Source organism: Ewingella sp. AOP8-B2-18, assembly GCF_052376015.1.
GTDB lineage: Bacteria > Pseudomonadota > Gammaproteobacteria > Enterobacterales > Enterobacteriaceae > Ewingella > Ewingella allii.
Map to the genome: position 1 here is coordinate 262,379 of NZ_JBQSVB010000001.1, position 14,651 is coordinate 277,029.

The following is a 14,651-nucleotide window of genomic DNA, read 5'->3' on the forward strand; positions in this document are numbered from 1 at the left end:
ATTTGTCTGGCTTATAACCAGTGTGGCGATAAATTCAGCAAAACACGTTATTTTTATTGGCTTTTGTGACGAAAAAACGGGCCATAGCAGGCCCGTTAATCGAAAATAAAACCCGGTTATTTCTGCAAATTAGTAGGCGGACTGGTGAACGCCTACAGCACGACCGGACGGATCGTTCATGTTTTTGAAGGATTCATCCCACTCAATCGCCTTAGCAGAAGAACAGGCTACCGACGGGCCACCCGGAACGCACTCTGCTGCACTTGGTACTGGGAACAGCTCTTCAAAAATGGTGCGGTACAGATACGCTTCTTTGGAGCCCGGCGTGTTATACGGGAAGCGGAAATGTGCAGTTTCGAGCTGTTGGTCAGTAATTTGCTGCCCAGCGACCTCTTTTAAGGTATCAATCCAGCTATAACCTACGCCGTCAGAGAACTGTTCTTTCTGGCGCCATGCCACGCTGTGTGGCAGGTAAGACTCAAAACACTCGCGCAGGATATGTTTTTCCATCTTGCCGTTGCCGCACATCTTGTCTTTCGGGTTGATGCGCATCGCCACGTCGAGGAATTTCTTGTCGAGGAATGGCACACGAGCCTCGACGCCCCATGCGGACATCGCTTTGTTGGCGCGAGCACAGTCATACATGTGCAGGGCCAGCAGCTTACGCACGGTTTCTTCGTGGAACTCTTTGGCGTTTGGCGCTTTATGGAAGTAAAGGTAGCCGCCCAACACTTCATCTGCGCCTTCACCGGACAGCACCATCTTGATGCCCATCGCTTTGATTTTACGCGACATCAGGTACATCGGGGTCGACGCGCGGATAGTAGTCACGTCATAGGTTTCGATGTGATAAATCACGTCACGAATGGCGTCCAGACCTTCCTGCACGGTGAAGTGAATTTCATGGTGCACGGTGCCCAAATGGTTAGCCACGGCCTGTGCGGCGCGCAGGTCAGGAGAACCTTCAAGGCCGACGGCGAAGGAGTGCAGCTGTGGCCACCAGGCTTCGCTTTGGTCTTTATCTTCGATACGGCGACCGGCGAATTTCTTAGTAATGGCGGAAATCACCGAGGAATCCAAACCGCCGGATAGCAACACGCCGTAAGGCACATCGGACATCAGATGGCTTTTCACTGACTCTTCCAGCGCGTCGCGCAGCGCGGCCGCGTCCGTTGGGTTGTCTTTAACGTTGTCGTAATCGAACCAGTCGCGGCGGTAGTATTCGCGAATTTGGCCCTCTTTGCTCCACAGGAAGCTGCCCGCAGGGAATTCCTGAATGGTGCGGCACACCGGCACCAGCGACTTCATTTCAGAAGCAACGAACAGGTTGCCGTGCTCATCGTGACCATAATAAAGAGGGATGATGCCCAAATGGTCGCGACCAATCAGGTAGGCGTCTTTTTCTGTGTCATACAGAATGAAGGCGAACATGCCTTGCAGCTCGTCGAGAAACTCTGGCCCTTTCTCCTGATAAAGCGCGAGGATCACTTCACAGTCAGATTCGGTCTGGAACTCGTAACGGTGGCCTAACTCAGCGCGCAGTGCCTGATGGTTGTAGATCTCACCGTTAACGGCCAATACGTGGGTGTGCGCGGCGTTGTACAGCGGCTGTGCGCCGTTGTTCACGTCGACAATCGACAGACGCTCGTGGCAAAGAATGGCTTTATCGCTAGCGAAAACGCCAGACCAATCCGGGCCGCGATGGCGCATCAGACGGGATAACTCCAACGCTTTCTTACGCAACTCAGCGGAGTCGGTCTTGATATCGAGCACACCGAAAATTGAACACATATCTGTTTCTCCTGACCACTTATAAACGATTATTTTGTTGTGTTTGCTTTACGCTTTGCCGATTTCTCATTAAAGGTTCGGCTTTACTGCGCGGTTGATTAAGAAAATGCGACAAAACCCCTCATCTGTGCAAGTGGTTTAGCATTCTTCTGAAAAATAGTTGTTGAGGTAGGTCAGATCTTTGATGGATTTTCAGTTTAGGGCTATTTAAATTGCGGAATATGCAATTTTTCTCGCTGATTTGAGCTGTGGGCAAAAATGGGGAATGAAAAGAAAATAGCGACAAGTGGTAGAAGTCCGTCTGGTCGAATGACCAGACGTGAGAAAGCAGGGGAAGCGGGTGAAACTAGATAATGTCGATATCAGCGACAGAAGGGTAGATCCAGGTTGGGCGGAATGGCATCTCTTCCACATCATTCAAGGTCGACACGCCTGACAGCACCAGAATGGTATCCAGACCTGCTTGGAAGCCCGCCAGAATGTCGGTGCGCAGGTTATCGCCGACAATCACCGTTTCTTCCGAGTGTGCTTGCATTTTGTTCAGTGCAGAGCGAATGATCCACGGGCTTGGCTTACCGACATAGAAAGGTTTGCGGCCGGTGATTTTTTCAATCGGGGCGCACAGCGCGCCGCAGGCTGGCGAGAAGCCGTGACCATGACTATCCGGGTTGGTGGCAATAAATCTCGCACCGTTGGCGACGAAGAAGGCGGCTTTATGGATCATATCCCAGTTATACGAGCGGGTTTCGCCGACGATAACAAAGTCAGGATTGATATCAGTGATGGTAAAGCCTGCTTTATAAAGCTCGTGAATTAATGCGCCTTCGCCCACGACATAGGCTTTCTTGCCTTCCTGCCGTTTGAGAAAGTCAGCCGTTGCCATGGCGGAGGTGTAAAAAGCACTTTCAGGGACGTCCAGACCTGCGGCGGTAAAGCGATTCGCTAAATCCTGCGCGGTCTGGGAAGGGTAGTTGGTCAGCACAACCAGCGGCATGCCCTGTTCCTGGATGCGTGCGAGGAAAAGATCTGCACCCGGGACCGGCGTATTGTCGTGGAGCAGTACGCCGTCGATATCACAAATTACGTTTTTTAAAGTCATAGGTCCCTAATCCAATCCATTCTGGCAATCCCGAACTATAGCACGGCTTAATTTTCCATCAGACGCTGCAACAGCACGCCATTGAGCATAGCCCGCTTGACCAGCGCGAAGGCGCCGATAGCAGACTGATGGTTTAACTCTGATTTCACCACCGGCAGGTTACGGCGGAAATCCTTCAACACCTGCGTGTTAATGCAGCTTTGAATCGCTGGCAATAGGACTTTTTCTGCCTCGGTAATTTCCCCGGCTATCACCACTTTCTGTGGGTTGAACAGGTTTATCGCGATGGCAACGCCTTTGCCTAACTGGCGTCCGACGTGCTCGATCACTTCACAGGCCAGGCCGTCGCTGCGATTCGCTGCTTTGCAAATCGCGGTTATAGAACAGTCTTCGAGACTTAATTTGCTCGGATAACCTTGAGTGAGCAGGGCACGCACCCGATTTTCAATGGCTGAGTTGGCGGCGACGGTTTCTAAGCAGCCGAAGTTGCCACAGTGGCAGCGTTCGCCCAGCGGGTCTATCTGGATATGGCCGATTTCGCCGACGTTGCCGTTGCTGCCGAGGAAAATTTGCCCATTGACGATGATCCCTGCACCGGTACCGCGGTGTAAACGAACCAAAATGGAGTCCTGACAGTCGCGGGTTGCCCCAAAATAGTGCTCCGCTAAAGCCAAACTGCGAATATCGTGGCCGACAAAGCTGGTGACTTTGAACATTTCTTCCAGCGCATCGACCAATTTCCAGTTGCCCACGCTGATGTGCGGCATGTAGCGCACTATACCTTTATTAGGGTCGACCAGGCCGGGCAGGATGACGGAGATAGCAATCAGCTCGCGGATTTTACGTTGATTAAGCTCCATAAATTCCTTAATGGCTTTAATCAACGCGTTCTCGAGCGTCTCTTGGGTGCGTTCCGGCAGGGCGTAGTGGTGTTCGGCGATAGATTTCGCGCTGAGATCGTACAGCGTGATGGTGGCATCGTTGCGTCCAAGGCGGACGGCAATAGTATGAAAAGGGCGGGTTTCGGTGATAATCGAAATAGCGCGGCGGCCCCCGGTGGAAGCCTGTTGATCCACTTCTTTGATCAACCCGCGCTCTAACAGCTGGCGAGTAATTTTGGTGACGCTGGCGGGAGCCAACTGGCTGTGATCTGCAATCTGAATGCGAGATATTGGCCCTTGCTGATCAATCAGGCGGTAAACCGCCGCGCCGTTTAACTGCTTTACCAGATCAACGTTGCCGATTTGTGCCTGTCCGTCAGTCGTCATCAATACTTTTATCCGCTCAATTAAACTTCGTCACCATTAACGATAGTTTTCGTGATTTTGAAATCATGGGTGAAGGCGGTGAGGTTGGCGACTTTACCGGCTTCAATACTGCCCAGTTGCGCATCCACGCCAATCGCACGTGCGGCATACAGAGTTGCCATGCGCAGTGCTTCGTCCAGAGCTATACCAACATGCTCAACGCTGTTTTGTACAGCTTCGATCATGGTTAGCGCTGAACCACTCAGTACACCGTTCTCATCAACACAGAGTCCATCACGATAGTATATTGTTTTACCTGCGAAAATGAACTCTTGAATGTCGGCACCGGCTGGCGCAGTGGCGTCAGTCACCAGAACCAGTTTGTCACCTTTGAGTTTTTTCGCGTTACGCACGTTCGCCCAGGCGACGTGGTGGCCGTCAACGATAATGCCGGTATAGACTTCTGGCGTATCAAAAATCGCGCTGACTAAGCCCGGCTGGCGGCCAGTAATGGCTGGCATGGCGTTGAACAGGTGAGTGGTGAAGGTGATACCCGCCGCAAAGCCTTTGCGCGCTTCTTCATAAGTGGCATTGGAGTGTCCACCAGAAACGATGATGCCCGCGTCGCGCAGTTGGCGAATATACTTATCTTCGGCCATTTCTGGTGCCAGCGTCACCTTAGTGATGACATCCGCATTGGCGCACAGATAATCAATCATCGCGCTGTCAGGTTTGCGAATAAACGCCGGATTATGGGTGCCTTTCTTAAGCGGGCTGAGGTACGGCCCTTCAAGATGCAGGCCCAGCGCCTGATGCGGATACTTTTTCAAGTAGTCGCGCATCACGTTGATCCCGTGCTTCATGTAGTCATCGCTACAGGTGATCAGCGTCGGTAAATAGCTAGTACAGCCGGACTTCTCGTTGGCTTTCTGCATGATTTCTAACGTCTTAACTGAAATTGCTTCCAGAGAATCGTTAAATTGCACGCCGCCACAGCCGTTCAGCTGTAAATCGATAAATCCGGGGGCAAGGCTGGCGCCATCCAGATCGCGAGTTTCCATATTCGCCGGCAGTTTAGCTGCCAGACAGACACGTTCGATCTTGCCGTCGGCAATGACGACCGCGTGGTTATCCAGAACGTCGTGGCCAGTATAAATGCGGCCATTAATCAGTGCGTACATCCTACCCCCTATTCCCCTGCATCCTTCAAGCCGTGGCTGCGTTGGCTGCCTTCAGCCACCCCAGTCACTTACTTCAGTAAGCTCCAGGGGTGACTTCAGTTGCCGCCTTGCCACAACTCGAATGATTGTGGGGAATCAATTATTTATTCAAAGATTCTTCATATTTTCCGCTTCTAACTCGCGGAAATATTTAACAGTTTTAACTTTAAGTTCCATGGTGGACGGTTCGTCGCATACCACTACGGATTTTGCGTGAAGCTGCAGGCAGCTGATGGTCCACATGTGGTTGATGTTGCCTTCAACCGCGGCAGCCAGCGCCTGTGCTTTAGCATGGCCGGTAACCAGAATCATCACTTCTTCGGCATCCAGCAGGGTGCCCACGCCAACGGTCAGTGCGAATTTAGGCACTAAAGAGACGTCGTTGTTGAAGAAGCGTGAGTTGGCGATGCGAGTATCGTGAGTCAGGGTCTTGATACGCGTGCGTGAAGCCAGAGAAGAAGCAGGTTCGTTGAACGCGATGTGACCGTCGTTGCCCACGCCGCCCATGAACAGGTTAATTTTGCCGTAAGACTTAATTTTTGCTTCGTACTGGCGGCACTCTTCGTTTACATCGGGTGCATTGCCGTTGAGCAGGTTGATGTTTTCACGTGGAATATCAACATGGTCGAAGAAATTACGGTACATGAATGTGTGATAGCTTTCTGGATGTTCCTGCGGCAGACCAACATATTCATCCATATTGAAGGTAACCACATTCTTAAAGCTTACTTGGCCCGCTTTATGCATAGCGATAAGATGTTTATAAGCTTCGAGAGGGGTACCACCAGTAGGTAAGCCAAGTACGAAAGGACGGTCAGCGGTAGGTTTGAAAGCGTTGATACGTTCGACGATATGACGAGCTGCCCACTTACCGACTTCAGTAGTGTCATTTAAAGGAATTAATCTCATTACACACCTCTTAGTTTTCAGAACTTGAATATACTTGAATTGGATTTGAAAGCTGTGTTTAAAAGTCCGTCATTGTAAGCGTAACCCAACTATGACATGCGGGAGAGGCACAATGCCGTCTAGATTTTTTTAATGATAAAATAAGTTTTGCAAATTGCCTAGGGTTGTGGCCTGTTAATAGTGTTTTTTGGTGATAATTATCACAAAAAGCGAGGTTTTAATTTGCGATACGAAATATTTTTTTTACACTCCGCAGTGCAGTTGGTTGAATGAGATTTTAAAGGTAGTAACCATACTTATTAAACTACTTAGGTGATTCGCTCACAGGGCGAATTAGGGGGAAATGTGAATATTCTTGGATTCTTTCAACGGTTAGGCAGAGCGCTTCAGCTGCCAATCGCTGTGTTGCCAGTCGCGGCACTTTTGCTGCGCTTTGGACAACCAGATCTGCTCAATATGCCGTTTATTGCGCAAGCTGGTGGGGGTATCTTCGATAACCTCGCTCTTATCTTTGCCATTGGTGTGGCGTCTAGCTGGTCAAAAGACAACGCGGGTGCGGCTGCTTTAGCAGGCGGTATCGGCTATTTCATTTTGACCAAAGCAATGATCACCATTAACCCAGCAGTCAATATGGGTGTCTTGGCGGGTATCATCACTGGCCTGGTCGGCGGTATGGTTTACAACCGCTGGTCTGATATCAAACTTCCAGACTTCCTGAGCTTCTTCGGTGGGAAACGTTTCGTTCCTATCGCAACGGGCTTCTTCTGTCTGATCCTTGCTGCTCTGTTCGGTTACGTTTGGCCTCCTGTTCAGGATGCTATCCGCGCCGGCGGTGAGTGGATCGTGGGCGCTGGCGCATTCGGTGCGGGCATCTTCGGTTTCGTAAACCGTTTGCTGATCCCAACGGGTCTGCATCAGGTTCTGAACACCATCGCATGGTTCCAGATTGGTGACTTTACCAACGCAGCAGGTACCGTGTTCCACGGTGACATCAACCGCTTCTACGCGGGCGATACCACTGCGGGTATGTTCATGTCCGGCTTTTTCCCAATCATGATGTTCGGCCTGCCAGGTGCAGCCTTCGCCATGTATTTCGCCGCGCCGAAAGAACGTCGTGCATTAGTTGGCGGTATGTTGGTGTCTGTAGCAGTAACAGCATTCCTGACCGGTGTTACCGAGCCGCTGGAATTCCTGTTCATGTTCTTGGCTCCGCTGCTGTACTTAGTCCACGCGATTTTGACCGGTATCAGCCTGTACATCGCCACCGCGCTGGGTATCCACGCTGGCTTCTCCTTCTCTGCGGGCGCCATCGACTATGCGTTGATGTACAACCTGCCAGCGGCCAGTAAGAACGTCTGGATGCTGTTGGTGATGGGCGTTATCTTCTTCATCATCTACTTCGTGCTGTTCAGCGTGATCATTCGTATGTTCAACCTGAAAACCCCAGGTCGCGAAGATCCAAGCGAAGCCGTGACGGAACCAGAAGCTAATAGCAATACTGAAGAAGGCTTGAACCAGCTGGCGCTGAGCTACATCGGTGCACTGGGCGGTTCAGACAACTTCAAAGGTATTGATGCTTGTATCACTCGTCTGCGTCTGACTGTTAAAGATGCCGGTGTGGTGAATGATGCAGCCTGTAAACGTTTGGGCGCGTCAGGTATCGTCCGTCTGAACAAACAAAGTATTCAGGTTATCGTTGGTGCTAAAGCCGAATCACTGGCTGATGCGATGAAAAAACAGATTGCTCGCGGTCCAATCCCGGCATCAGCGGCCACTGTAGCTCCGGCTGCGGCAGCGGTAGCGCCCGTGGCTCAGGCTGTACCTAATGTTGCGAAGAAAACCGTAGAAACGCTGGTTTCTCCAGTTACGGGTGACATCGTGGCGCTGGAACAGGTTCCTGACGAAGCGTTCGCCAGCAAAGCGGTAGGTGACGGTGTGGCAATTCGCCCAACCGACAAAACCGTGGTTTCTCCGGCGAGTGGTACCGTGGTGAAAATCTTCAACACTAACCACGCATTCTGCTTAGAAACGGATACCGGCGCTGAGATCGTGGTGCACATGGGTATTGATACCGTGGCCCTCGAAGGCAAAGGCTTTACTCGTCTGGTTGAAGAGGGCGCGACAGTGACTGCTGGTCAGCCTGTGCTTGAACTGGATCTGGAATTCCTGAACGCCAACGCACGCTCAATGATTAGCCCGGTTGTTGTCAGCAACATCGACGATTACTCAGGCGTTGTTGCAGTAGCCAGCGGCTCAGTCGTTGCGGGTCAAACTAAACTGTTCGAGATTCAGTCCAAGTAATCCCCCACTGAACTCGCAGTGATGCAGTAAATAAGGCGGGAAGAGAGCCATCTCTTCCCGTTTTTTTGTTTCAAACCCAGATAACCTCTATTTTATGTAACTAACGGTTGTTTCCCGACGTGGCTTGTTGGAACATATGCGGTTAGTCATTCGAGCCAATGTCGCGTAGAGGAATTGCACAATGAGTGAGGCTGAAGCCCGCCCAACAAATTTTATCCGTCAGATTATTGATGAAGATCTGGCGTCCGGGAAACACAACACGGTTCACACCCGTTTCCCGCCTGAGCCTAATGGCTATTTGCATATCGGTCATGCCAAATCAATTTGCCTGAACTTCGGTATTGCTCAAGATTACCAGGGCCAATGCAACCTGCGCTTTGACGATACCAACCCAGCGAAAGAAGATATCGAGTTCGTTGAGTCCATTAAGCACGACGTTAAGTGGCTGGGCTTCGAGTGGAGCGGGGAGATTCAATACTCTTCTAACTACTTCGACCAATTGCACGACTACGCCGTTGAGCTTATCAACAAAGGCTTGGCCTACGTTGACGAACTCTCTCCAGAGCAGATCCGCGAATACCGTGGAACCCTGACTGCGCCGGGTAAAAACAGCCCATACCGCGATCGTACGCCGGAAGAGAACCTCGCGCTGTTCGCGAAAATGCGCAACGGTGAGTTCGCTGAAGGTAAGGCGTGTCTGCGTGCCAAAATCGATATGGCTTCGCCATTTATCGTGATGCGTGACCCGGTGATTTACCGTATCAAGTTCGCGCATCATCACCAGACTGCTGACAAATGGTGCATCTACCCGATGTACGATTTCACCCACTGCATCTCCGATGCGCTGGAAGGGATCACGCATTCGCTGTGTACGCTGGAGTTCCAGGACAACCGCCGTCTGTACGACTGGGTGCTGGATAACATCACCATTCCTTGCCATCCGCGTCAGTATGAGTTCTCTCGCCTGAATCTCGAATACGCCATCATGTCTAAGCGTAAGCTGCAGCTGTTGGTGTCTGAGAAGATTGTAGAAGGCTGGGATGACCCTCGCATGCCAACGGTGTCAGGCCTGCGTCGCCGTGGCTACACTGCGGCTTCTATCCGTGAATTCTGCCGCCGCATCGGCGTCACCAAGCAAGATAACAACGTTGAAATGATGGCGCTGGAATCCTGTATCCGTGATGACCTGAATGAAAACGCGCCGCGCGCGATGGCGGTGATCAATCCGGTTAAAGTGGTGATTGAAAACTTCACCGGTGAAGATGTGCAGTTGGTGACCATGCCAAACCATCCGAACAAGCCAGAAATGGGCAGCCGCGAAGTGCCGTTTACTCGCGAGATCTACATCGATCAGGCTGACTTCCGCGAAGAAGCGAACAAGCAGTACAAGCGTCTGGTGCTGGGCAAAGAAGTGCGCTTGCGCAATGCTTACGTGATCAAAGCTGAGCGTATTGAGAAAGATGCAGAAGGTAATATCACCACCATCTTCTGTAGCTATGATGTTGATACACTGAGCAAAGATCCTGCCGATGGCCGCAAAGTGAAAGGCGTCATTCACTGGGTTTCTGCAACAGAAGGTAAACCGGCCGAGTTCCGCCTGTATGACCGCCTGTTCAACGTGCCAAACCCTGCGCAGGCTGAAGACTTCCTGACCACCATTAACCCTGAGTCACTGGTGATTGCGCAAGGTTTTGTCGAGCCAAGCCTCGGTGCCGCGCAGCCAGAAGTGAGCCTGCAGTTTGAACGTGAAGGTTACTTCTGTGCCGACAGCCGCTACTCCAGTGCAGAACATTTAGTGTTCAACCGTACTGTTGGCCTGCGTGATACGTGGGAAAGCAAACCGGCTGTTTAATCGCGCGAGTGATTAACCCTGTTAAAAACGCAGCCTTGGCTGCGTTTTTTTATGTCCAAAATTTCCCTTCAGTCACATTCATTCCCTTCTTTATTTTATTTATCCAAAACGCTAAGCATAAAAACGATCAAAATTTTATTTCTTAACACGAATTAATGCTTGCCGATAAATATGTGATCGCTGATGCATTTTCATGAATTATCACTGAAATATTACACTGTTAGAGTTTTATTGTTATTTAATTTATTGATTTATATGATTTATTTTTAATAATTCAATTAAATTCAACCTTTTCATCCTTTTGTAACATAAATACATATTTATGTGCACTTTGTCATGTTTCTGATATTTGTATTTAATTACTGATTGATAATTCGCGCCGCGAAAAATAGTCTAAACCTTGTTTACAGTGCTGGTTTGCTATTAGCGACTGGCCTATTACCCGTTTGGGTTTGCGTTAACTTTCAAGTCAAAAAGAGGATTTCCCATGTTGAGTCAATTTAACAGGGGTAGGGCCGCGGCTGGCCTTAACCCAAGAGCAAGAATGAAACCGATTTCTCTGGCGCTCGCTGGAACCTTGTTAGGCGGTGGCTTGATGAGTATGCCGGACGCCCAAGCGGCAGGCTTTATTGATGATTCATCGCTCACCGGCGGCATCTATTACTGGCAGCGTGAACGTGACCGTAAAGATCTGAATAAAACCAAAGAAGAAACCCGTCCTGACGGCAGCAAAGTGACGGTAAACAACCCCGATTATAATAAATACGCCACCAACCTTTCTCACTCCACGGCCAACTTAAACCTCGATTTCTCATCCGGTTATGCTTGGGATATGTTCGGTATTGATCTGGCGGCCTTCACCGCCGTTGAGCTTGCCGAAGCCAGTGACAGCGGCCACCCGAATGAAATCGCGTTCTCCTCCAGCAACCATGCTTATGACGAAGATTACTCTGGCGATAAAGGCGGGGTCAGCCTGTATAAAGCAGCGGGTAAATTCAAATATGGCGGTTTCTGGGGCCACGCGGGTTACATCCAGCCAACCGGCCAGACGCTGATCGCGCCGCACTGGAGCTTTATGCCGGGTACCTATCGCGGTGCCGAAGCGGGCTACAAACATGACTTTGGCGACCCGGGCGAACTGAGCTTCTCCTACATGTGGGCCGACGAGTACAAATCCCCGTGGCACCTTGAGATGGATGATTTCCGCCGTGCTGACCGCACTACTGGCGTCTCTTACATTCATTCACTGGGCGCCAAATACGACTTCAAAAATGACTTCGTGCTGGAAGCGGCTTTTGGTCAAGCCGAGAACTATGTTGACCAATATTTTGGTAAGGCTTCTTACAAACTTGAGCTGGCGGGCAACCCATTAACTACCAGCTACCAGTTCTACGGTTCGAAAGACAAGATTGGCGACAGCAACGATCCAAACAGTCTGTACGACGGCATGGCTTGGTTGCAGGCGCTGACCTTCGGCTACACCACCGGGCAATTTAACTGGCGCCTCGAAGGCACCATGGTTAAGGCGGATGGCAACCAAGGTTATTTCCTGCAACGCATGACCCCTACGTATTCTTCTTCTAACGGCCGTCTTGACGTGTGGTGGGACAACCGTTCCGACTTCAACGCCAACGGCGAAAAAGCATTGTACGCGGGCGTGCTGTATGACTTGGCGAAATGGGATCTTCCGGGCTTCGCGGTGGGCGGTTCTTACGTTTACGCGTGGGATGCAAAACCAAGCTCCAACCCGATTTACGACCAGAGCCAGCGTTTGAAAGAGAGTGCGTGGAGCCTCGACGCGCTCTACACCGTGCAAGGCGGCCGTGCCAAAGGCACCTTGTTCAAGCTTCACTATACCCAGTATGACAACCATTCCGACATCCCAAGCTGGGGCGGTGGCTACGGCAACATCTTCCAGGATGAGAAAGACGTGAAGTTCATTGTTATTGCGCCATTCACTATTTTCTAATATCGGACTCTGGGTAAAAAATAATGAAAATGAAATCGATTAAAAATGTGTTGTTGGTGGTGGCTTCTGTCGCTTTGCTGGGCGCCTGTTCTGACCCGAGTGCCAGTAAGGCCGACCAGCTTCGTCACTCTTACACCAACTGTATCAATACCTCGAATGGCGAAGCCGATAAGCTAGCGACCTGCCAGACCATTCTGGAATCGCTGCAGAAAGAGAAAGCCCATGAGGCGTTTGCAAAGAAAGAAACCGTGCGGGTTATCGACTACCAGAAATGCCTGACGGCGCGTAAAACCGGCGATGGTCAAAGCTATGCTGAGGATTGCGGTAAAATCTGGCAGGAGATCAAAGCCAACAACTCGCCGAGCGCCATGAAGTAAGGTGAGTTGACGGGCGCAAGCGGCAGGGCAGTCAGCCTCGCCGCCAGCCACAATGAAGAACCCCGATTTCTGATGCAGAGATCGGGGTTTTTTAATGTCTGAAGCGAGAGGGGGAGGAAATTAGGCATAAAAAAAACCGCTTTTCAGCGGCTAATTTTAGTTCTGCTCCATCTCAGGCAGAACATAACGCATGACTACAGAACTGCAATTACAGTGCTGGTTTATCGTTATGCAGGCTGTCATCTTCACGGCAGTCACCCAGTTCGCAGTGGCCGTACAGATAGAGGCTGTGGTTAGTCAGTTTAATGCCATGTTTCTTCGCAATCTCACGCTGACGCGCTTCGATTGACTCATCGCGGAATTCAATAACGCGGCCGCAATCAAGGCAAATCAGGTGGTCATGGTGATGCTGTTGGGTCAGTTCGAAAACAGATTTGCCGCCTTCGAAGTTATGACGGGTAACGATACCTGCGTCATCAAATTGGTTCAGAACGCGGTAAACCGTCGCCAGACCAATCTCTTCACCCATATCAATTAATTGTTTGTACAAATCTTCCGCGCTGACGTGATGACCTTCCGGCGCTTGCAGCACTTCCAGGATCTTAAGTCGCGGAAGCGTGACTTTTAAGCCAGCTTTCTTCAGTGCGGTATTATTGTCAGTCATGCGGATTCAGTCCTGTTACTATGCTTGTCACGTTGAGGCATGAAGCCTGTGGTATCAGTTCATGGTGAATAGGGGGATCTGTTAACGAAGATCACACTTTTCACGACTGTCGCGATCAGATCGCAACGGCTTGATCAATAGAATAAACCAAGATCTAAGTGTACCTTGATACCGCTGAAAGTTACAATTTTGTAGCGGTTAAATTGTTAATTTCAGTAATAGATTGGCCCTTTCGACGTGTAATCAACGACTCAGGGCCTTTCTTGCTATCAGCTAATGATCAGCCAATGATTTCAGCTAAACTTAATTCTTCGGTGATCTGTTTCACCCATGCATCCACGCGCTCATTGGTCAGTTCTGGTTGACGGTCTTCGTCAATCGCCAGGCCGATGAAGTGAGTGTCATCCGCCATACCTTTTGAGGCTTCGTAGTGATAACCGGCTGTTGGCCAGTGTCCTACAATAACCGCGCCGCGTGGCTCGATGATGTCACGCACGGTGCCCATCGCATCACAGAAGTATTCGGCATAATCTTCCTGATCGCCACAGCCAAACAGGGCAACCAGCTTACCTTCGAAATCTATCTCTTCCAGCGATGGGAAAAAGTCGTCCCAGTCACACTGTGCTTCGCCGTAATACCAGGTTGGAATGCCGATCAGCAAAATATCGAATTTTTCCAAATCCTCTTTGCTGCTTTTCGCAATGTCATGTACCTCGGCAACATCTTTACCCAACTGCTTTTGGATCATTTTTGCGATGTTTTCGGTGTTACCTGTATCGGATCCAAAGAAGATTCCTACTACGGCCATAAGATTTCTAACCTCTTGTTCTCAATGAAAAGCCTGATCCTAACTATCCGTTGCGTCGGCCATTTGATTGGCGGAGTGGGGATAGCGGAAATATACCCTAGGCAATAATGCCGCAAATAATAACAAACTCATCACGCAGAGAACATGCCTCTACGCAGCTTGCAGTTAACTAACAAGTTTATCGAGCATTGCCGGCGAGCGTTATCGCCTTTGTGTGTTTTGTATGGTTATTCGGCTCATACAAAGTGCGCACTCCCTAAGCAAAACTGAAAGAATTTCACGTTGCTCCTAAATTTTACCCATCCAGCGCCGATAGATGAAGCGAGAGGAAACTCGTCAGTACAAGCAATCGATGCCCGGAGAGGTGTTCACCATGTCCCGCGGCCTATGCCTTCCGGCGACCTGTCTTGATTC

11 protein-coding genes are annotated in these 14,651 nt (G+C 50.4%); 4 read left to right on the forward strand and 7 right to left on the reverse strand.

Translation table 11 applies throughout. The features are described 5' to 3' along the window. Positions 1-129: 129 nt before the first annotated feature. The 5 genes from asnB to nagB all read right to left on the reverse strand — a co-directional run bounded on the left by asnB (position 130) and on the right by nagB (position 6,266). Complete coding sequence (asnB, locus tag ACT3RR_RS01260; protein WP_034788380.1) at positions 130-1,791, reverse strand: asparagine synthase B; 1,662 nt, start codon at positions 1,789-1,791, stop codon at positions 130-132. 346 nt (positions 1,792-2,137) lie between these two features. After that, positions 2,138-2,890: an HAD-IIA family hydrolase gene (locus ACT3RR_RS01265; RefSeq protein ID WP_185688304.1), complete on the reverse strand. Its 753-nt coding sequence runs from the start codon at positions 2,888-2,890 to the stop codon at positions 2,138-2,140. A gap of 47 nt (positions 2,891-2,937) precedes the next feature. Next, entirely contained in the window at positions 2,938-4,158 is a 1,221-nt protein-coding gene (nagC, locus tag ACT3RR_RS01270) for a DNA-binding transcriptional regulator NagC (RefSeq protein WP_485901581.1), read from the reverse strand. Positions 4,159-4,178: 20 nt separating this feature from the next. Further along, positions 4,179-5,318 (reverse strand): N-acetylglucosamine-6-phosphate deacetylase, encoded by a 1,140-nt coding sequence (gene nagA, locus ACT3RR_RS01275; protein WP_353503922.1) that lies wholly within the window; start codon positions 5,316-5,318, stop codon positions 4,179-4,181. 147 nt (positions 5,319-5,465) lie between these two features. Continuing rightward, entirely contained in the window at positions 5,466-6,266 is an 801-nt protein-coding gene (gene nagB / locus ACT3RR_RS01280) for a glucosamine-6-phosphate deaminase (protein WP_396130202.1), read from the reverse strand. 345 nt (positions 6,267-6,611) lie between these two features. Between nagB and nagE the strand changes: the two genes are divergently transcribed. From nagE to chiQ, 4 genes are all read left to right on the forward strand, one after another. Next, positions 6,612-8,567 carry a PTS N-acetyl glucosamine transporter subunit IIABC gene (gene nagE, locus ACT3RR_RS01285; protein WP_353501346.1) on the forward strand — a complete coding sequence of 652 codons (1,956 nt, stop codon included), beginning with the start codon at positions 6,612-6,614 and terminating at the stop codon, positions 8,565-8,567. 181 nt (positions 8,568-8,748) lie between these two features. Continuing rightward, positions 8,749-10,419, forward strand: a complete 1,671-nt coding sequence (gene glnS, locus ACT3RR_RS01290) for a glutamine--tRNA ligase (protein WP_353501347.1) — start codon at positions 8,749-8,751, stop codon at positions 10,417-10,419. A gap of 544 nt (positions 10,420-10,963) precedes the next feature. After that, complete coding sequence (gene chiP, locus ACT3RR_RS01295) at positions 10,964-12,388, forward strand: chitoporin ChiP (RefSeq protein ID WP_485901574.1); 1,425 nt, start codon at positions 10,964-10,966, stop codon at positions 12,386-12,388. A 38-nt stretch (positions 12,389-12,426) separates the two neighbouring features. Next, positions 12,427-12,765, forward strand: a complete 339-nt coding sequence (chiQ, locus tag ACT3RR_RS01300) for a ChiQ/YbfN family lipoprotein (protein WP_437342023.1) — start codon at positions 12,427-12,429, stop codon at positions 12,763-12,765. Positions 12,766-12,973: 208 nt separating this feature from the next. Here chiQ and fur read toward each other — a convergent pair whose 3' ends face one another. Both fur and fldA read right to left on the reverse strand, forming a co-directional pair. Next, positions 12,974-13,429: a ferric iron uptake transcriptional regulator gene (fur, locus tag ACT3RR_RS01305; RefSeq protein WP_034788397.1), complete on the reverse strand. Its 456-nt coding sequence runs from the start codon at positions 13,427-13,429 to the stop codon at positions 12,974-12,976. A gap of 280 nt (positions 13,430-13,709) precedes the next feature. Beyond that, positions 13,710-14,237, reverse strand: a complete 528-nt coding sequence (gene fldA, locus ACT3RR_RS01310) for a flavodoxin FldA (RefSeq protein WP_034788400.1) — start codon at positions 14,235-14,237, stop codon at positions 13,710-13,712. Between the last annotated feature and the right edge of the window lie 414 nt (positions 14,238-14,651).

Coding starts and splice junctions, on each gene's coding strand:
- asnB (WP_034788380.1), bottom strand. CDS start 1,791: ATGTGTTCAATTTTCGGTGTGCTCGATATCAAGACCGACTCCGCTGAG.
- ACT3RR_RS01265 (WP_185688304.1), bottom strand. CDS start 2,890: ATGACTTTAAAAAACGTAATTTGTGATATCGACGGCGTACTGCTCCAC.
- nagC (WP_485901581.1), bottom strand. CDS start 4,158: ATGACGACTGACGGACAGGCACAAATCGGCAACGTTGATCTGGTAAAG.
- nagA (WP_353503922.1), bottom strand. CDS start 5,318: ATGTACGCACTGATTAATGGCCGCATTTATACTGGCCACGACGTTCTG.
- nagB (WP_396130202.1), bottom strand. CDS start 6,266: ATGAGATTAATTCCTTTAAATGACACTACTGAAGTCGGTAAGTGGGCA.
- glnS (WP_353501347.1), top strand. CDS start 8,749: ATGAGTGAGGCTGAAGCCCGCCCAACAAATTTTATCCGTCAGATTATT.
- chiP (WP_485901574.1), top strand. CDS start 10,964: ATGAAACCGATTTCTCTGGCGCTCGCTGGAACCTTGTTAGGCGGTGGC.
- fur (WP_034788397.1), bottom strand. CDS start 13,429: ATGACTGACAATAATACCGCACTGAAGAAAGCTGGCTTAAAAGTCACG.
- fldA (WP_034788400.1), bottom strand. CDS start 14,237: ATGGCCGTAGTAGGAATCTTCTTTGGATCCGATACAGGTAACACCGAA.